The following is a 16,527-nucleotide window of genomic DNA, read 5'->3' as shown; positions in this document are numbered from 1 at the left end:
CCGCCGGGCCGCCCCAAGGGAGGCTGCGGCCCCCCCGGGGGGCAGCGAACGAAGTGAGCGTGGGGGTCGTTCATTAATCGCGCAGTTCGCGTCCGGTGAGCTTGAGGAAGACGTCTTCCAGGTTGGCCGGCCGGTGCAGGGTGCGCAGGCCCGGCTGGTGGGCCAGGTGGGCGAGCAGCGGCGCGGCGTCGTCGGTGTAGCAGAAGGCGGTCTCGCCGCTGATCTCGCAGCGCTTGCTGAGCGCAGTGGCGTGCTCGGCGGCCCAGGCAGCGGCGCCGGTGCCACCGCCGTTCCATTCGCCGAAGACTTCCACCACCTGGGGTTCGATGTGCTCGGCGATGACTTCCCGCGGGCTGCCCTGGGTGAGGATGCGCCCGCCGTCGAGGATGGCCAGCCGGTTGGCGAGGCGCTCGGCCTCGTCCATGAAGTGGGTGGTGAGGAGGATCGTGGTGCCTTCGGCGGTGAGCCGGCGCAGGCGCTCCCAGATCAGGTGGCGGGCCTGGGGGTCGAGGCCGGTGGTGGGCTCGTCGAGGATCAGCAGATCCGGCTTGTTCACCAGCGCCCGGGCCAGGGTGAGGCGGCGCTTCATGCCGCCGGAGAGCGACTGGATGCGCGCGTTCTCCTTGCCCTCGAGGCCGGCGAAGGCGAGGAGCTCGGGGACGCGCGGGCGGATGTCGCGCTCGGGGATGCCGAAGTAGCCGGCGAAGATCAGCAGGTTCTCGGCGCAGGTGAAATCCGGGTCGAGGCTGTCGATCTGGGGCACCACGCCGACCCGCGCGCGGGCCTCGCGGGCTTGCTCCGGCACCGGCAGGCCGCACAGGTGGATGCTGCCGCCGCTGGCGCCGGTGAGGCCCAGGGCGCAGCGCAGGGTGGTCGTCTTGCCGGCGCCGTTGGGGCCGAGCAGGGCGAAGCATTCGCCGGGGACGAGGTGCAGGTCGATCCCGCGCACCACCTCTCGGGCGTCGGCGCCGGAGCCGAAGCGCTTGACGAGGCCGTCGATCTGGAGCGGCATCAGGCGGGCGGCGGGGCGGTGTCGGTGAAGGACGGCCGGGCCAGCAGATCGGCGGCCCAGGCGGCGAGATTGGGGTGGGTGCTGCGCCAGTGCAGGTGCCCGAAGCGGAAATCCAGATAGCCCAGCATGCAGCCCACGGCGATGTCGGCGATGTTGATGGACGCGCCGCCGAAGCCCTTGCGCTGCACCAGGCGTTCTTCGAGTGCGGCGAGGCCGCGGTGGATCTTGGTGAGCTGGCGCTCGATGCCGGCCTGATCCTGCTTCTCGGGCGGGCGGTTGCCTTCGAGGAAGGCCGCCACGGCGGCGTCGGTGATGCCGTCGGCCAGCGCCTCGGTCTGTCGCACCGGCAGGCTGGCCAGGCGCTCGGCCGGCAGCAGCGGGGCGCCGCCGAGGGTTTCGAGATACAGCGCGATCACCGGCGAGTCGTACCACACCTCGCCGTCGTCGGCGACCAGCGCCGGCACCTTGCCCAGCGGGTTGTAGGACGGCACTGCGGTTTCGGGCAGCCAGGGGATGTCCACCTCGAGGGTGAAGGGCAGGCCCTTCTCGGCGAGGGCGACGCGGATCTTGCGCGCGTAGGGGCTGGTGAGCGATGCGACGAGCTTCATCGGATGGACCTCGGCGTAGCGGCCTGCGGGGCAGGCCGGGGTTGGCGGGCGCGGTGGATCACAGGGGTTTCCAGGCGCGTTCGATGATCTTGCGGATGATGTGCAGCTTGCCGTGGAAGAAGTGGTCGGCGCCAGGCACGACCACCACCGGCAGCTCCTGGGGGGCGGCCCATTCCATCACGTTGGCCAGGGCCACGGTCTCGTCGGCCTCGCCGTGGATCACCAGGGTGTCGTCGGGGACGGGCTCGGTGGTGTAGCTGCGCGCGCCGGTGACGGTGCCGGCGGCGGTGCCCACCAGCACGATGCGGCCAGCCGGGGTGACGCCTTCGGCCAGCCGGGCGGCGACGCGGGTCTGCACGTAGGCGCCGAAGGAGAAGCCGCCGAGCGCCAGGGGCAGGCCGCCCCAGCGGCTCTGGGCCCAGCTGATGACGGCCAGCATGTCCTCGGTCTCGGCGCCGCCGTGGTCATGGGCGCCCACGCTCTTGCCCACGCCGCGGAAGTTGGGGCGCAGGGCCGCGTAACCCAGGTCGCGGAAGACCCGCGCCAGGGTGTGCGCCACCTTGTTGGTGTTGCTGCCGTGGAACAGCGGGTGTGGGTGGCAGACCAGCGCAATGCCGCGCACCTGGGCCGGTGTGTCGATGATCAGCTCGATCGGGCCGTCGGGGCCGTTGATGAGGGCGGTTTCGGTGGCGGCCATGTCAGTTCCGCCCGGCCGTTCCGAAGGAACTGACTTCCCCCTTGGGGGGAAACGAGCACTGCGAGTAAGGGGGCTGTTTCATCTCAGATCTTCAAGCGTTCGACGACGCGGCCGTTCTGCAGGTGCTCGGCGATGATCTCGTCGATGTCGGATTTATCGACGAAGGTGTACCAGGTTTCTTCCGGGTAGACCACGAGCAGCGGGCCGTCGTCGCAGCGGCCCAGGCAGCCGGCCTTGTTCACGCGGATCTGGCCCTTGCCGTTGAGGCCCAGGGCGCTGATGCGCTCCTTGGCGTAGGTCTGCAGCTCGACCGCGCCGTGGTTGGCGCAACAGGTTTCGCCCTCGGCGCGCTGGTTGCAGCAGAAGAAAACGTGGTGCTGGAAGTAACTCATCGGGCGTCTCCGCAAATCGGGGGTGTTCTGGAAAGTGACGCGATTATCTGTCAATCGTTCCGCCGGCGGCGGATTTCAGCGCCCGTGATAAGGGTCGCGGGGCGTGCTTGCGCCCAGCAGGCCCAGGTAGGCAAAGGTGACGAAGGGCCACAGGCTGGCGGTGAGCTGGGTGAGCCCGTGGAAGTTGAGGAAGTTGCCCCGCTGGATCAGGGTCACGTCGCTGGGCAGGAAGGGGTTTTCCGGGGCCAGGTTGACCAGCGCGGTGCCCACCAGCAGGGCCATGCCGGCCAGCATGGTGTGGCTGCGGGCGGGCAGCAGCAGGCAGGCGGCGAGGACCATGGTGCCGGCGGCCAGCCCGATCTGCCCGCCGGGGGTGGCCCAGTGGAGCGGATCGCCCGGCGCAAAAAACGCCGACGAGGCGAGGGTCTTTGCGCCCAGCCCGAGCACCACCAGCAGCACCAGCGGCCACGGCGAGAACTGGCGCATCACGCAGCGCGCGGTGAGCCCCACGGCCACCAGCTGGCTGGCGGCGATGGCGGCCTCGACCTTCATGAAGCGGGTCGGGTTGAACTGCAGCGGGGTGGGCAGATCGAGCAGCCGGCGCAGGTCGCCGGTGGCGAACAGCAGGCTCTCGGGGGTGAGCAGGGTGAGCAGCCACAGGCCGAGCAGCACCAGCCCGATCTCGCCCACGTGGCCGGGCACGATGCGCCGCTGGCGCCAGCGCGTGAGGCCGCTGCGGGGGTCGAACAGGGCGCCGCTCCAGCGCCCACCGGCCAGCGCACCGAGGATGCCGCCCAGGGTGTTGCAGCCCACGTCCACGTTGGAGGGGACCCGGCTGGGCAGGAAGTTCTGCAGGGTTTCGACCGACAGGCTGAGGGCGAACGTGACCAGGATCGCCACCATCACCGCCCATCCCTTGGGCAGCCGCGACGGCATGGCCGCCACCAGCGCGAAGCTGAAGGGCATGATGCCGAGCACGTTCACGATGAGGTCGACCCGGCCGTAGTAGCGCGGCCAGGGCTGGTACAGGAAGTCGAACACCGGCAGCCCGGTGTCGCGCCAGCCGGTGAAGGGGTGCAGGCAGGCGTAGACGATCAGCACGCCGATGACGGCGGCGAACCAGGCGGCGAGGGGCGAGCTTCGGCGTGGGTGGGTGGGCATGGGGCCGGAGATTGGGCGGGTTGTCGCAATTCTAGCGGGTCGTTGGCGCGCGTGCCGCCGGGCGGGCGCTCGGGTTATGCTTGAGCGGCCTGCTGTCCGCCAATCACGCTTCACGCCATGCCCCAACGAATCGGCTTCGTCCTGCTGACCCACGCCAACACGCCGCAGGTCCGCCGCCTGATCGGCACGCTCGACCGCATGTTCGACGCGCCGCCCATCGTCTGTCACCACGATTTTTCGAAATCTGACCTGCCGGCCCGGAGCTTTGGCGCAAATTTTTCATTCGTGCGGCCCCACGAGGTGACCGGCTGGGGGCGCTTCTCGATCGTCGAGGCGACCCTGCGCGGCATCGAGGCGCTGTATGCCCGGCCCAATCCGCCCGACTGGTTCGTGCTGCTGAGCGCGGCGGATTATCCGGTGAAGCCGGCGGAGAAGATTCTCGCCGATCTGGCCGCAAGCCCCTTCGATGCCTTTGTGGAGCACCGGGAGATCAGCTACGAACGCCGCCGGGAGCCCGCCGACAAGATGTACTTCCGGCGCTACCGGACTTTCCGCTTCCATGTGGCGGCGCTGTTTGGCGGTGCGCCGGCGGATCGCTTCTTCACCCTCGAGCATCCGCTGCTGACGCGCCACTTCACGCCGTTTTCGGGGGATTTCCGCTGTTATTTCGGCAGCCAGTGGTTCTGCGCCAACGGCAAGGCGGCGGAGCACCTGCTGCGCTTTCACCGGGAGCAGCGCAGCCTGGCCGAGCACTACCGGCGCCAGGAGCGCTACCGGGTGATCTGCCCGGACGAGTCCTACATCCAGACCATCCTCGCCAACGACCCCGGGCTGAAGGTGGCGAACGACCCGCTGCGCTACATCGACTGGGTGGCGGGCGAGCCCCATCCGCGCACCCTGGGCTGCGCCGATCTGCCGGCGATCGCCCGATCCACCGCCCACTTCGCCCGCAAGTTCGACGTGGCGGTGGATGGCGCGGTGCTGGACCGGCTGGACGGGATCGTCGGCTAAGGGCCGACGGCGGGCCTAGTGCCCGCGGGCGAAGAGCTGGGCGGCGCCGGGCAGTTTGAGGGCAGCGAGCCTGGCCATCACGCCGTCCCAATCCACGGCATCGAGGGTGTTCTTGACCAGCAGGCCCAGGTCGGTCTCGCCTTCCATCAGCAGGCGGCGGCTGAAGAACAGGGTGTCCGGGTCTTCCTCGCGGAGTGCCAGGGCCAGGTAGTCGCGGGTCTTGGCCGAGATGGTGAGATCCGGGTCGTGCCCGTCGAACAGCGGGCTGAAGCCCCGCGGCCCGAAGGTGAAGCGCAGCGCCATGCCGGCGTCGGTCACCTTGAGCAGCAGGCGCTTGCCGGTGAGGGGTTCCAGGGTGTCGCGGGGCAGCAGGCGGTCGAGGGCCAGGTTGAGGCCGGTGACCAGCGCCAGGGTGGGCGGCAGTTGCGGCAGGCGGGCGCCCACGCGGGCGAAGGGACCGGGCAGGGTGAAGGCGGGGATTTTCATCGGCGAGCTCCGGGCTCAGAGGGTGACGAACTGTTCGACGCCCGGGCGGCCGTGCCAGAAGCCGTTGCACGGTTCGTCCGGCAGGAGCGGCAGGGCATCGGTGAGGGCATCCATGGGCGGAATGAGGCCATCCACGGCACGGCGGAAGAGATCGACGATCTTGCCGGTGTGCTCGCCCTGGGGGCTGATGCGCAGGATGTCGATGCCGTCGGCGACCACCGCGGGCAGGTCGGCCAGCAGGGTGTGCACGTGCGCCGACTGGGTCTGGATGCCGTTGAGGGTGAGGAAGGGCTCGCCCTCGCGGGTCTTGAGGGGGATGCCGTCGGCAAACTGCAGGCAGCGGAACTCGCAGGTGTCCTTCTGCAGGTTGAAGTGGCGGGCGGTGAAGCAGCGCGCCGAGTAGGCCAGCGGCAGGCGGCCGTGGGCGAAGATCTCGGTTTCCATGTCACGCCCGAGGCCGTGGCGCAGCTCGGCGATCTGCTTGCGCGACATCTCCGGCGGGGCGACCCAGCGGGTCGCGCCCAGGTCGGCGAACATGCCGAGGGTGACCGGGTTGAAGATGTTGAGCGTGGGGCCGGCGATCCAGTTGGTGACCGGCGCGTCGCCGCTGGTGAGAAGCTCGACCGCGCCCATGTCGTTGGCTTCGACGCGGAACGTGCCGTTGGCGACGATCCGGCGCAGGGTCTTGAGATCCGATTCGGATTCGACCAGCACCTGGCTCGACAGCACGACCTCCTTGCCGGCGCCGGCGAGCATCTCGGCGATCTCGATCCAGTCGGGCAGGCGCAGCTCATGGCGGCGGGAGCACACGGTCTCGCCGAGATAGACGACATCCACCGGCGCGTCCGCCATGTCGGCGTAGAAGGCGAGGGTGGACTGGCGGGGCCAGTAGTAGAGCAGGGGGCCGAGGGCGAGTTTCATCGGTGATCGGGCTTTCGGGCGGTTCGGGGGCGGCTCATTTCCAGGGGCGGTAATAGGCGCCCAGGGTGTGGCTCTGGCCTTCGGAGTTCTTGTTGAGGGCGTTCATCCAGGCGGGCTCGACGCGGAAGGGCTGCTTCTCGGCCAGCAGGCGGTCGATGGCGGCGCGCCACACTTCGGTCACCTGGGCCACGTAGGCCGGGCTGCGCTGGCGGCCTTCGATCTTGATGGCGCGCACGCCGATGCGGGCCAGCTCGGGCAGCAGCTCGAGGGTGTTGAGGCTGGTGGGCTCCTCGATGGCGTAGTAAGTCTCGCCGTTCACGTCGAAGCGGCCCTTGCACAGGGTGGGGTAGCCGGCCCGTTCGCCGTCGGCGAAGCGGTCGATGAGGATGCCGCCCAGGCGCGTCTCCATGCCCTTGGGGGTCTGTTCCCAGCGCACGTGCTTGCCCGGCGAGCAGGCGCCGTTGCAGTTGGGCGACTCGCCGGTGGCGTAGGCCGAGAGCGCGCAGCGCCCTTCCACCATCACGCACAGCCCGCCGAAGCCGAAGACTTCAATCTCGACCGGCGTGTTGGCGATCACCTGCTCCACCTGGGCTAGCGACAGCACCCGTGGCAGCACCGCCCGGGAGATGCCGAAGTGGCGGTGGTAAAAGTTGATCGCGTCGTAGCTGGTGGCCGAACCCTGCACCGACAGATGCAGGCGCAGATCCGGATGCACGCGCCGGGCGTAGGCCATCAGGCCCGGGTCGGCGAGGATCACCGCGTCCATGCCGAAGGCGGCGGCCCGATCCACGGCGCCGGTCCAGCGTTGCCAGTTGTCGGTCTGCGGGTAGGTGTTGAGGGCCAGCAGCACCTTGCGGCCGCGGTCGTGGGCGTAGCGCACGCCTTCGCCCAGGGCCTTGTCGTCGAAGTTGAGGCCGCTGAAGTTGCGGGCGTTGGTGGCGTCCTTGAAGCCGAGGTAAACACAGTCGGCGCCGTGGTCCACGGCGGTCTTGAGGGCGGGCAGGCTGCCGGCGGGGCAGACCAGTTCGATTTGGCGCGCTGAAGTCATGGGCAGTGGGGCGGCAGGAATGACGCGGCGGGACTATAGGCGCCCGTTGCCCGGTGCACCTTGACGGGGGTCAACGGGGGCGCGCAGGCGGCTGTGCCCCGAGTTGGTGCGTGGCGCGGGCCGGTGTTCCGGGTTTCCCTCTTTCCGCCCCCGGGCCCCTATAATCCGCGGATTCGCCAACGTTTTTTCCGTTTTTGCGCATGCTTCTCTGGTTCGTCATCGCCTACTGGCTGATCTCGGTGGCCATCGGCCTCGCCGCCGCCACGCGGGTCCATAACACCAAGGACTTCGCGGTGGCCGGCCGCCATCTGCCCTTCTACATGGTCACCGCCACGGTGTTCGCCACCTGGTTCGGTTCCGAGACCGTGCTGGGGGTGCCGGCCACCTTCCTCAACGAAGGCCTGCACGGCGTGGTGGCCGACCCCTTCGGCTCGTCGATGTGCCTGATCCTGGTCGGGCTGTTCTTCGCGGCGCCGCTGTACCGCATGAACCTGCTCACCATCGGCGACTTCTACAAGAAGCGCTACGGGCGGGGTGTCGAGGTGCTCACCACCGTCGCCATCGTGATCTCCTACCTGGGCTGGGTGGGGGCGCAGATCTCGGCGCTGGGGTTGGTGTTCAACGTGGTGTCGGGCGGCGAGATCAGCAAGACGATGGGCATGTGGATCGGCTCCGGCACCATCCTCATCTACACCCTGTTCGGCGGCATGTGGGCGGTGGCGGTCACCGATTTCCTGCAGATGATCATCATCGTGATCGGCATGCTGTGGATCGGCGGTGAGGTGAGCGGCATGGCTGGCGGCGTGGGGGTGGTGGTGAATCACGCGATGGAATCCGGCAAGTTCAACATGCTGCCGCCGCCGGATGCGAAGGAAGTGATCGCCTTCATCGCCGCGGCGATCACCATGATGCTGGGCTCGATCCCCCAGCAGGACGTCTTCCAGCGGGTGCAGTCGGCCAAGTCCGAAAAGATCGCCGTGTGGGGCTCGGTGCTGGGCGGCAGCCTGTATTTCCTGTTCGCCTTCGTGCCGATGTTCCTGGCCTATTCCGCCACGCTGATCGACCCGGAGATGGTCGCCCGCCTCATCGATTCCGATTCCCAGATGATCCTGCCCGAGCTGGTGCTCTCCAAGGCGCCGCTGTTCGCCCAGGTGATGTTCTTCGGCGCGCTGCTGTCGGCCATCAAGAGCTGCGCCTCGGCCACCCTGCTGGCGCCGTCGGTTACCTTCACCGAGAACATTCTGAAGCCCGCGCTGCCGCACCTCACCGACAAAAAGCTGCTGTTCTGGATGCGCGTCGTCACGCTGATCTTCACCGTGCTGGTCACCCTGTACGCCATGTTCTCCAAGGCGACGATCTTCAAGATGGTCGAGAACGCCTATCAGATCACCCTGGTGTCGGCCTTCATCCCGCTGCTGTGCGGGCTGTACTGGCGGCGCGCCACCAACCAGGGCGCGCTGGCCTCGATCTTCTGCGGCATTTCGGTGTGGCTCGGCGTGCATCTGGCCGGCGGCGACGACCCCTTCGTGCCGGCCCAACTGGCCGGGCTGATCGCCAGCATCGTCGGGATGATCGTCGGCTCGCTGGTGAAGCAATGGGTGCCCCACGACATCGACGTGCACGACCGCCTGCGCCACGGTCATCACGCCGCCGACCCCCACGGCGTGGCCCATGAGGGCATCGGCGTGGTACATCGGCATTGATTGGGTAGTGGGGATTGGGGAATGGGAAGTGGGGCGCGCGTTGAACCCGTTTCCCGTTTTCTGATCTGTTACCCAGGTAGCCGCAGCCGTCACGTCGCTTCAGCCACCGCCCACTCCCCATTCCCCATTACCCACTTCCCACTCCCCATCCCGCCATGACCGCCCAAGCCCTGCCCGCCGAGATCCCGCTCTTTCCCCTCGGCGTGGTGCTGTTTCCCGATGGCCTGCTGCAGCTCAAGCTGTTCGAGGCGCGCTATCTCGACATGGCGGCCCGCTGCATGAAGGCCAACGCGCCCTTTGGCGTGTGCCTGATCCGCGAAGGCGCCGAGGTGGGCGAGGCCGCGGTGCCCCACAACATCGGCTGCGTGGCGAGCATCGTCGATTGGGACATGTCCCAGCCCGGGCTGCTCTTCATCACCACCCGTGGTGGCCCGCGCTTCCGCATCGTCGAGCGCACCATTCAGCACGACAAGCTGCAGACCGCCCGCGTCGAATGGCTGCCCGAACCCGCGCCCCAGCCGGTGCCGCCTGCGCTTGCCGACATGCTGCCGCTGCTCCAGGCCATCGTCAGCGACGCCGGCGAGACGGTGTTTCCGCCGCCCCACCGCTTCGACGACGCCACCTGGGTCGGCTACCGCCTCGCCGAAGTCCTGCCCATCCCGCCCGAAGCCCGCGTGCGCCTGCTCGAACTGGACGACACGATCTCGCGGCTCGAGATCCTCCACACCTACCTCAAGCAGCACAAGCTGGTGGGCTGAGCTCGTTCCGGCGCAGAGCGTGGCTGATGGGGCCGGGGGCCGTCGTCAGGTGGGGGCCATGCGCAGGGGGGCGCCTGCGGGCAGGTCGGTCAGCCCATGTCGCACGGCCAGCCGCAGGAGATGGAAGTCGTTGTCGACGCCGAGTTTCTGACGCACCGACGACATGTGGTTGTGCACCGTCTTCTGGCTCAGATGCAGGCGCTGGGCGATGGCATCCACCGATTCACCGTTCACCGCCATGCGCAGCACCTCGAACTCCCGCGGGGTGAGCCGTGAAAGGGGCGCTTCCTCGGCCAGGGCCGCGCTCGCCACGCCCTGCGCCACCTCGGCCGACAGCACCCGGCGCCCCACGGCAACGTCGCGGATCGCCGTCAGGACCTCGCCCGGTTCGCTGTTCTTGGTGAGGTAGCCAAGGGCGCCTGCGCGCATCGCCTGAACGACGAAGCTGGGGTTGTCGTGCATGCTGACCACCAGCACCCGCAGCTGCGGTTCCCGCGCCAGCATGCGCCGGATGGCATCGATGCCGCTGCTCTCGCGCAGGCTCAGATCCACCATTGCCACGTCGACGCCGCCGCTTTCGCACAACCGCCCATAAGCCTCATCGGCGGTGGCCGCCTCGCCCACCACCACCAGATCCGTTTCTGCGTCGATCAGTCGGCGGTAGCCGGTGCGCACCACGGCGTGGTCTTCCACGAGCATGATCCGGATCATTGCAGGCCCGTCTCTGCCGCGCTGCCCGCGCCGCGCTCCGCTGTACCTGCCGGCTGCGTCACATTGGAGCGGTGTTTCTGCGGCAGGGTAGGACGTCTCCGCGGGCGGTGCTGTCCGCGTCTGGCGGCGGTGTGCCGGTCGGCCGTCGCCGCCTCGTGGGCCATCGGGCCCGTCGGGGCTTCGGTGAGGGCGTGTGTGGTCTCCTGCGCCCCTTGTGCGCCCCGGTTCTCACCAAGCCATTTCATCGCGTGCTCCTTTGGTTCTGCTGTCCTCGAACGGAACAGTGTGCAACGCCCGTGCCAGCCTGAGGCCGTTTTCAGGCCGGGAAAGTTTCCCGACGTTGCGGGGAGCATCTCCCGCGACAGGGGTAAAGCGCGCCTTGGATACTGGATTTAGCGCAGGGCGTTGGCATCACGGGAGGTCGATGGCCACGCGCAGGACATCACAACAATCCGGAGACAAGGAGTCCCCATGAAAGGAATCAATCAAGCCCGTCGGCTCAAGCCGGCCGTGCTGGCGCTTGCGCTGGCCACGCTGTGTGCAGGTGGCGCCCAGGCCGCTGGCAAGGCCGTCACCTGGGACGACATCCGCAACGACGACAAGACCCCGGGCGACGTGCTCACCTACGGCCTGGGCCTGAAGGCTCAGCGGCATAGCCCGCTCAAGACGGTCAACACGAAGAACGTGGCCGGCCTGGTGCCGGTGTGGAGCTTCTCGTTCGGCGGCGAGAAGCAGCGCGGCCAGGAGGCCCAGGCGCTCGTCCATGATGGGGTGATCTACGTGACCTCGTCCTACTCGCGGATCTACGCCGTCGAGGCCAAGACCGGCAAGCGCCTGTGGGAATACGAGGCCCGCCTGCCGGAAGACATCCGCCCGTGCTGTGACGTGGTCAACCGTGGCGCCGCCATCTACGGCGACAAGATCTACTTCGGCACCCTGGACGCCGGCATCGTGGCCCTCAACAAGGACACCGGCAAGGTGGTCTGGAAGAAGAAGTGGGGCGACCACAAAGTCGGCTACACCATGACCGGCGCGCCCTTCGTGATCCAGGACCAGCACAGCGGCAAGGTGCTGCTGGTGCACGGCTCGTCGGGGGACGAGTTCGGCGTGGTGGGCTGGCTGTTCGCCCGCGATCCGGAGACCGGCGAGGAAGTCTGGGCCCGCCCGATGGTCGAAGGCCACATGGGTCGCCTGAACGGCAAGGAGAGCACCCCCACCGGCGACGCCAGCGCCCCCACCTGGCCGAAGGACAAGGACGGCAAGCCCACCGAGGCCTGGCATCACGGCGGCGGCGCCCCGTGGCAGACTGCCAGCTTCGACATTGAGAAGAACATGGTCGTGATCGGCACCGGCAACCCGGCGCCGTGGAACACCTGGAAGCGCACCCAGGAAGGCGACGATCCGCGCAACTGGCCCAGCCTGTTCACCTCCGGCCAGGCCTATGTGGACGCCAGCACCGGCGAGCTGAAGGGCTTCTTCCAGCACACCCCCAACGACGCCTGGGACTTCTCCGGCAACAACTCGGTGGTGCTCTTCGAGTACAAGGATCCGAAGACCGGCAAGCTCGTGAAGGCCTCGGCCCACGCCGACCGCAACGGCTTCTTCTTCGTGACCGACCGGGAAAAGCTCACCAACGGCGCCGGCTACCCGAACAAGCCCACGTCGCTGATCGGCGCCTGGCCGTTCGTGGAAGGCATCACCTGGGCCAAGGGCTGGGACCTGAGCACCGGCAAGCCCATCGAGACCGGCAACCGTCCGCCCGAGCCGAAGGCCGGCGCCGACAAGGGTGACAGTGTCTTCGTATCGCCGCCGTTCCTGGGTGGCACCAACTGGATGCCCATGTCGTACAGCCCGGACACCGGCCTGTTCTACATCCCCGCCAACCACTGGGCGATGGACTACTGGACCGAGCACCTGACCTACAAGGCCGGCTCCGCCTACCTGGGCCAAGGCTTCCGCATCAAGCGCCTGTTCGACGACCACGTGGGCACCCTGCGCGCGATGGACCCGAAGACCGGCAAGATCGCCTGGGAACACAAAGAGAAGTTCCCCCTGTGGGCCGGCACGCTGACCACCGCCGGCGGGCTGCTCTTCACGGGCACCTCGGATGGCTTCATCAAGGCGTTTGACGCCAGGACCGGCAAGGAATTGTGGAAATTCCAGACCGGCTCCGGGATCGTCTCCGTGCCCATCACCTGGGAACAGGACGGCGAGCAGTACATCGGCCTGTCCTCCGGCTACGGCGGCGCCGTGCCCCTGTGGGGCGGCGACATGGCCGACCTGACCAAGCAGGTCACCCAGGGCGGTTCGTACTGGGTCTTCAAGCTGCCGAAGTCCGGCCGCTGATCCCGCAGGTGGGGCCCGCGCCGTCTCCCGCGGGCTCCACCGGCCTGCCTGGCCGCGACGGCGGCGTGCGCCCGGTGCGCATCGCCGGCCGTCGTCTTTCCATCCAACGAGAAAGGACACCTCATGCTGTCCGTCTTTCCGCGTGCGGCGCTGGCGGCGATGGCCGTCGGGCTGCTCCTTGCCGGCCCCGAGGCCGGTGCGCGGGCGAATCCCGCCGAACCCGAAGTGCACGGCACCTGCGGCATGTGGCCCCACGCCCGCTGCCGGGGCGCCGATCTGCGCCACAAGGATCTGTCGGCCCTCGACCTCGCCGGGGCCGACTTCACCGGCGCCAACCTCGCCCGGGCCGACCTGCGCGCAGCCAATCTGGCCGGGGCGATTTTCGACGGCGCCGATCTCAGCGGCGCGCGCCTCTCCAAGGCCAACGCGCCGGGCGCCTCCTTCCGCAACGCCCGTCTCGTCGGGGCCGACCTGGAGTTCGCCCGCATCATGCGCGCCGACTTCACTGGCGCCGACCTCACCGCGGCCAACATGGAAGCGGCCCGCGCCGCCTTCACGTGGTTCAACAAGGCGCGGCTCACCAACGCCAACCTCCAGGAGACCAAGTTCAACGCCACCGACCTGCGCGGCGCCAACCTGGAAGGCGCGCTGCTGCGCTACACGATCTTTCCCGACTCGACCTTCGACGGCTGCGTCGGCTGTCCGACCGACTGGTGACGCCATGACTTCCTTCTTCCGACTTGTCGTCGCGGGGGCGCTGGCGCTGCTCGTCCAGCCCGCCCTGGCCTTCGAGGTGGCCGAGCCCGCCGTTGCGACCTTCGACGTGGACACCACCGGCCTGCCGCCGCCACCGGCCGGCGAGGGCAACCCTTACCGGGGCAATGCCCGGGCGGCGGAGATTGGCCGGACCCTCTTCAACCAGACCTGCGCCCGCTGCCACGGCGTCGATGCGGTGAGCCGGAACATGCCCGGCCCCGATCTCACCCGCCTCGACAAGGCCTGCCGGCCCATCGCCGACCCGGCGGTGCGCGCCCACTGCCTGGCCGACAACGACGCCTACTTTCTCGATTCCGTGCAGAACGGCAAGGTCCGCGTCGGGGTGAGCCACATGCCGGCCTGGAAGACGGTGCTGTCTCCGCAGTTGATCTGGACGCTGCGCACCTTTGTGGAAAGCCGGGCGCCCAAGCGCGCCGCGGAGTGAGGGCCGGCTGGGGGTTCAGCCGGTAGCGCGCTGCAGGGCCTCCAGCACCTTGCGCACCGGCGTCGGCAGGGCCGCGTCGGCCAGCGCGTCGAGCGGCCACCAGTCGAGCCCGTCCGCGTCCCGCACCCCGTCGCCGGCAGCCACCTCCACCCGCTCCGGGGCCAGATGCAGCACGAAGTGGGTGAACACATGGCGCAGCCCCGGCAGCGGCGCGACGCGCGTTACCGTCAGCCCAAAGCGCCGGGCGACCCATTCGGCCGTGTCGGCGTCTTCGGGCAGCTCCGGCAGGCTCTGCAGGCCGCCCCAGATGCCGGCGGGGGGGCGGCGTTCCAGCAGCACGGCGCCGTTCGCGACGATCACCGCGAAGCGGCCGTGGCGTTCGGGCACGGCTTTCTTCGGGCGCGGGGTGGGCAGTTCGGCCACTCGGCCGTCACGCAGGGCCACGCAGCCGTCGGCGAGGGGGCACTGCCCGCAGCGGGGCTTGCCACGGGTGCACAGGGTGGCGCCCAGGTCCATCTGGGCCTGGGTGTAGATGTCCACGTCGCGCTCGGGTAGCAGGGCCTCGGCGAGATCCCACAGGGCGTTTTCCACCGCCTTGGTGCCGGGAAAGCCGTCGATGCCGAAGGCCCGGGCGAACACGCGCTTCACGTTGCCGTCGAGGATCGCCGCGCGGGTGCCGTAGCTGAAGGCGCTGATCGCCGCGGCGGTGCTGCGGCCGATGCCCGGCAGCTCGGCTAGCAGCGTCGGGTCGGCCGGAAAGGTGCCGCCGTGGCGGGTCATCACCGCCTGGGCGCACTTGTGCAGGTTGCGGGCGCGGGCGTAGTAGCCGAGCCCGCTCCAGCGGGCCAGCACATCCTCCACCGGCGCGGCGGCGAGGCTTTCGAGGGTCGGGAAGCGTTCCAGGAAGCGCGCGTAATACGGGATCACCGTCTCCACCTGGGTCTGCTGGAGCATGATCTCCGACAGCCACACCCGGTAGGCGTCGCGGGTCTGCCACGGCAGGTCGTGGCGGCCGTGGTGGCGCTGCCAGTCGATCAGGCGGCGGGCGAAGGGCGTGCCGGGAAAGGGCGCGATGCCCGCGGGCCAGGATTTGTTCACCGCAGCATCCCCTCGACGCTTGCCGGGCGGCGCGTGATAATCGCGCCTCCCCAAACAGGTTGCCGGGCTGCAAACTTGCCCGGCCAGTCCGATTTCATCATGAATGCTCCCAAGAACGACCCGGCGGTGCGCGCCTTTCGCGACACGCTGGGCATGTTTCCTACCGGCGTGACGGTGGTCACCACCCGCGACGGCGCCGGCCGGCCGGTGGGCCTCACGGTCAGCTCCTTCAACTCGGTGTCGCTGGTGCCCCAGCTCGTGGTGTGGAGCCTGTCCAGCCACCTGCAGCTGGTGCCGGCCCTTGAAAACGCGCCAGTGTACGCGATCAACGTGCTCGCCGAAGACCAGCAGGAGCTCTCCAACCGCTTCGCCAGCCGGGTGGAAGACCGCTTTGCCGGCGTCGAGTTCACCGACGGCGAGGGCGGCGTGCCGCTGCTCGCCGGCTGCTGCGCCCGCTTCGTGTGCCGGCCCCATGCGCGCCATCCGGGCGGCGACCATATCGTCTTCATCGACGAGGTGATCCGCTTTGAGCGCGACGCCGACAAGAAACCGCTGCTCTTCCAGGGCGGCGCCTACCAGCGCCTCGCCTGATGGCTACCCCGCGCTGGATCGAGACCGGCGCCGGCCCGCGCGGGCTGGTGTTCCTGCACGGGGTGAGCGGCGGCGCGAAGGGCGCGGTGTCGATCCTGCCGGCGATCACCCCGCCGGGCTGGCGCGGGCTCGCGTGGGACATGCCGGGCTACGGCGCCAGCGCGCCCATCGACCCGGTGGATTTCGACGGCTACGCGGCGGCGGTGGTCGAGCTGCTCGACGCCGCGGGGCTCGATCGTGCGGTGCTCGTCGGCCACAGCATGGGCGGGATGATCGCCCTGCAGACCGTCGCGCGCTTTCCGGCGCGTGTGTCCGGGCTGGTGCTGGCGTGTTGCACGCCGGCCTTCGGCGCGCCCGCGGGGCCGCTGCAGCAGGCCTTCCTGGCCCGGCGCATCGGCCCGCTCGATGAAGGCGCGACCATGCGCGACATCGCGGTGGACCTGATCCCGACGATGGTCGGGCCGGATGCCGACCCCGAGGTGCTACATGCCGCCGTCGACGTGATGGCCGACATCCCGCCCGACAGCTACCGCGCCGCCATGCGGGCGCTGGTGCGCTTCGATCAGCGGGCCTCGCTCGCGTCCATCGACGTGCCGGCGCTGGTGGTGGCGGGCCTGCACGACCAGGTTTCGCAGCCGCAGGTGGTGCGCCGCATGGCCGACATGATCCCCGAGCGGCGCTTCGTGGCGCTGGATGCCGGCCACCTGGCGCCCTTCGAGGTGCCCGAGGCGTTTGCCGCCCAGGTGCAGCGCTACCTGGCCGATCATATCCCTGTCACCTGAG

Annotated in this window: 18 protein-coding genes; 8 read left to right on the top strand and 10 right to left on the bottom strand. The window is 69.2% G+C overall.

Translation table 11 applies throughout. The annotated features are described in order from the left end of the window. Window positions 1-73: 73 nt before the first annotated feature. The 5 genes from QQK25_RS10185 to QQK25_RS10165 form a co-directional block, all read right to left on the bottom strand. Window positions 74-1,012: an ATP-binding cassette domain-containing protein gene (locus tag QQK25_RS10185; RefSeq protein ID WP_284187824.1), complete on the bottom strand. Its 939-nt coding sequence runs from the start codon at window positions 1,010-1,012 to the stop codon at window positions 74-76. Continuing rightward, entirely contained in the window at window positions 1,012-1,620 is a 609-nt protein-coding gene (locus QQK25_RS10180) for a glutathione S-transferase (RefSeq protein WP_284187823.1), read from the bottom strand. The genes QQK25_RS10185 and QQK25_RS10180 overlap by 1 nt, the downstream gene beginning before the upstream one ends. Before the next feature lie 58 nt (window positions 1,621-1,678). After that, window positions 1,679-2,317, bottom strand: coding sequence for an alpha/beta hydrolase (locus tag QQK25_RS10175; protein ID WP_284187822.1), 639 nt, complete (start codon window positions 2,315-2,317; stop codon window positions 1,679-1,681). Between the two features lie 83 nt (window positions 2,318-2,400). Next, window positions 2,401-2,709: a (2Fe-2S) ferredoxin domain-containing protein gene (locus QQK25_RS10170; protein ID WP_284187821.1), complete on the bottom strand. Its 309-nt coding sequence runs from the start codon at window positions 2,707-2,709 to the stop codon at window positions 2,401-2,403. Window positions 2,710-2,784: 75 nt separating this feature from the next. Further along, entirely contained in the window at window positions 2,785-3,870 is a 1,086-nt protein-coding gene (locus QQK25_RS10165; protein ID WP_284187820.1) for a VanZ family protein, read from the bottom strand. A 117-nt stretch (window positions 3,871-3,987) separates the two neighbouring features. Here QQK25_RS10165 and QQK25_RS10160 point away from each other — a divergent pair, with 117 nt between their 5' ends. Continuing rightward, on the top strand, window positions 3,988-4,881 hold the full coding sequence (locus tag QQK25_RS10160; protein WP_284187819.1) for a beta-1,6-N-acetylglucosaminyltransferase: 894 nt from the start codon (window positions 3,988-3,990) through the stop codon (window positions 4,879-4,881). 15 nt (window positions 4,882-4,896) lie between these two features. Here the strand turns inward: QQK25_RS10160 and ubiT are convergent, their stop codons facing one another. From ubiT to ubiU, 3 genes are read right to left on the bottom strand one after another with little or no spacing between them, the layout of a single operon-like run. Continuing rightward, window positions 4,897-5,367, bottom strand: a complete 471-nt coding sequence (ubiT, locus tag QQK25_RS10155; protein ID WP_284187818.1) for a ubiquinone anaerobic biosynthesis accessory factor UbiT — start codon at window positions 5,365-5,367, stop codon at window positions 4,897-4,899. 15 nt (window positions 5,368-5,382) lie between these two features. Next, window positions 5,383-6,288 (bottom strand): U32 family peptidase, encoded by a 906-nt coding sequence (locus QQK25_RS10150; RefSeq protein WP_284187817.1) that lies wholly within the window; start codon window positions 6,286-6,288, stop codon window positions 5,383-5,385. Window positions 6,289-6,322: 34 nt separating this feature from the next. Further along, a complete protein-coding gene (gene ubiU, locus QQK25_RS10145; RefSeq protein ID WP_284187816.1) occupies window positions 6,323-7,336 on the bottom strand; it encodes a ubiquinone anaerobic biosynthesis protein UbiU in 1,014 nt (337 codons plus the stop codon). 200 nt (window positions 7,337-7,536) lie between these two features. On the opposite strand from ubiU, the gene QQK25_RS10140 reads away from it, so the two are divergent. Together QQK25_RS10140 and QQK25_RS10135 are read left to right on the top strand one after the other, a co-directional pair. Continuing rightward, window positions 7,537-9,039 (top strand): high affinity choline transporter 1, encoded by a 1,503-nt coding sequence (locus tag QQK25_RS10140; RefSeq protein WP_284187815.1) that lies wholly within the window; start codon window positions 7,537-7,539, stop codon window positions 9,037-9,039. A gap of 155 nt (window positions 9,040-9,194) precedes the next feature. Next, window positions 9,195-9,797, top strand: coding sequence for an LON peptidase substrate-binding domain-containing protein (locus QQK25_RS10135; RefSeq protein WP_284187814.1), 603 nt, complete (start codon window positions 9,195-9,197; stop codon window positions 9,795-9,797). A 45-nt stretch (window positions 9,798-9,842) separates the two neighbouring features. On the opposite strand, the gene QQK25_RS10130 is transcribed toward QQK25_RS10135, so the two are convergent. Beyond that, a complete protein-coding gene (locus QQK25_RS10130) occupies window positions 9,843-10,496 on the bottom strand; it encodes a response regulator (protein WP_284187813.1) in 654 nt (217 codons plus the stop codon). Between the two features lie 483 nt (window positions 10,497-10,979). Here QQK25_RS10130 and QQK25_RS10125 point away from each other — a divergent pair, with 483 nt between their 5' ends. The 3 genes from QQK25_RS10125 to QQK25_RS10115 all read left to right on the top strand — a co-directional run bounded on the left by QQK25_RS10125 (window position 10,980) and on the right by QQK25_RS10115 (window position 14,055). Continuing rightward, window positions 10,980-12,854, top strand: coding sequence for a methanol/ethanol family PQQ-dependent dehydrogenase (locus QQK25_RS10125; RefSeq protein WP_284187812.1), 1,875 nt, complete (start codon window positions 10,980-10,982; stop codon window positions 12,852-12,854). 123 nt (window positions 12,855-12,977) lie between these two features. Beyond that, the gene (locus QQK25_RS10120; protein WP_284187811.1) at window positions 12,978-13,571 is read left to right on the top strand and encodes a pentapeptide repeat-containing protein; all 594 of its coding nucleotides are present in this window, start codon (window positions 12,978-12,980) and stop codon (window positions 13,569-13,571) included. Window positions 13,572-13,575: 4 nt separating this feature from the next. Then, window positions 13,576-14,055, top strand: coding sequence for a c-type cytochrome (locus QQK25_RS10115; RefSeq protein ID WP_284187810.1), 480 nt, complete (start codon window positions 13,576-13,578; stop codon window positions 14,053-14,055). A 15-nt stretch (window positions 14,056-14,070) separates the two neighbouring features. On the opposite strand, the gene mutY is transcribed toward QQK25_RS10115, so the two are convergent. Further along, complete coding sequence (mutY, locus tag QQK25_RS10110) at window positions 14,071-15,153, bottom strand: A/G-specific adenine glycosylase (RefSeq protein ID WP_284187809.1); 1,083 nt, start codon at window positions 15,151-15,153, stop codon at window positions 14,071-14,073. A gap of 99 nt (window positions 15,154-15,252) precedes the next feature. On the opposite strand from mutY, the gene QQK25_RS10105 reads away from it, so the two are divergent. Next, window positions 15,253-15,744 carry a flavin reductase family protein gene (locus QQK25_RS10105; protein ID WP_284187808.1) on the top strand — a complete coding sequence of 164 codons (492 nt, stop codon included), beginning with the start codon at window positions 15,253-15,255 and terminating at the stop codon, window positions 15,742-15,744. Further along, window positions 15,744-16,526, top strand: a complete 783-nt coding sequence (locus QQK25_RS10100; RefSeq protein ID WP_284187807.1) for an alpha/beta fold hydrolase — start codon at window positions 15,744-15,746, stop codon at window positions 16,524-16,526. The genes QQK25_RS10105 and QQK25_RS10100 overlap by 1 nt, the downstream gene beginning before the upstream one ends. Window position 16,527: the final 1 nt, after the last annotated feature.

This window comes from Zoogloea oryzae, from assembly GCF_030161255.1.
GTDB classification, from domain to species: Bacteria; Pseudomonadota; Gammaproteobacteria; order Burkholderiales; family Rhodocyclaceae; genus Zoogloea; species Zoogloea oryzae.
The sequence above is the reverse complement of the archived record's forward strand: the minus strand, read 5'-3'. Positions and strand labels throughout refer to the sequence as shown.

Excerpts from the sequence above, each read along its gene's own strand:
- QQK25_RS10185 (WP_284187824.1), bottom strand. The coding sequence starts at position 1,012 with ATGCCGCTCCAGATCGACGGCCTCGTCAAGCGCTTCGGCTCCGGCGCC.
- QQK25_RS10180 (WP_284187823.1), bottom strand. The coding sequence starts at position 1,620 with ATGAAGCTCGTCGCATCGCTCACCAGCCCCTACGCGCGCAAGATCCGC.
- QQK25_RS10175 (WP_284187822.1), bottom strand. The coding sequence starts at position 2,317 with ATGGCCGCCACCGAAACCGCCCTCATCAACGGCCCCGACGGCCCGATC.
- QQK25_RS10170 (WP_284187821.1), bottom strand. The coding sequence starts at position 2,709 with ATGAGTTACTTCCAGCACCACGTTTTCTTCTGCTGCAACCAGCGCGCC.
- QQK25_RS10165 (WP_284187820.1), bottom strand. The coding sequence starts at position 3,870 with ATGCCCACCCACCCACGCCGAAGCTCGCCCCTCGCCGCCTGGTTCGCC.
- QQK25_RS10160 (WP_284187819.1), top strand. The coding sequence starts at position 3,988 with ATGCCCCAACGAATCGGCTTCGTCCTGCTGACCCACGCCAACACGCCG.
- ubiT (WP_284187818.1), bottom strand. The coding sequence starts at position 5,367 with ATGAAAATCCCCGCCTTCACCCTGCCCGGTCCCTTCGCCCGCGTGGGC.
- QQK25_RS10150 (WP_284187817.1), bottom strand. The coding sequence starts at position 6,288 with ATGAAACTCGCCCTCGGCCCCCTGCTCTACTACTGGCCCCGCCAGTCC.
- ubiU (WP_284187816.1), bottom strand. The coding sequence starts at position 7,336 with ATGACTTCAGCGCGCCAAATCGAACTGGTCTGCCCCGCCGGCAGCCTG.
- QQK25_RS10140 (WP_284187815.1), top strand. The coding sequence starts at position 7,537 with ATGCTTCTCTGGTTCGTCATCGCCTACTGGCTGATCTCGGTGGCCATC.
- QQK25_RS10135 (WP_284187814.1), top strand. The coding sequence starts at position 9,195 with ATGACCGCCCAAGCCCTGCCCGCCGAGATCCCGCTCTTTCCCCTCGGC.
- QQK25_RS10130 (WP_284187813.1), bottom strand. The coding sequence starts at position 10,496 with ATGCTCGTGGAAGACCACGCCGTGGTGCGCACCGGCTACCGCCGACTG.
- QQK25_RS10125 (WP_284187812.1), top strand. The coding sequence starts at position 10,980 with ATGAAAGGAATCAATCAAGCCCGTCGGCTCAAGCCGGCCGTGCTGGCG.
- QQK25_RS10120 (WP_284187811.1), top strand. The coding sequence starts at position 12,978 with ATGCTGTCCGTCTTTCCGCGTGCGGCGCTGGCGGCGATGGCCGTCGGG.
- QQK25_RS10115 (WP_284187810.1), top strand. The coding sequence starts at position 13,576 with ATGACTTCCTTCTTCCGACTTGTCGTCGCGGGGGCGCTGGCGCTGCTC.
- QQK25_RS10105 (WP_284187808.1), top strand. The coding sequence starts at position 15,253 with ATGAATGCTCCCAAGAACGACCCGGCGGTGCGCGCCTTTCGCGACACG.
- QQK25_RS10100 (WP_284187807.1), top strand. The coding sequence starts at position 15,744 with ATGGCTACCCCGCGCTGGATCGAGACCGGCGCCGGCCCGCGCGGGCTG.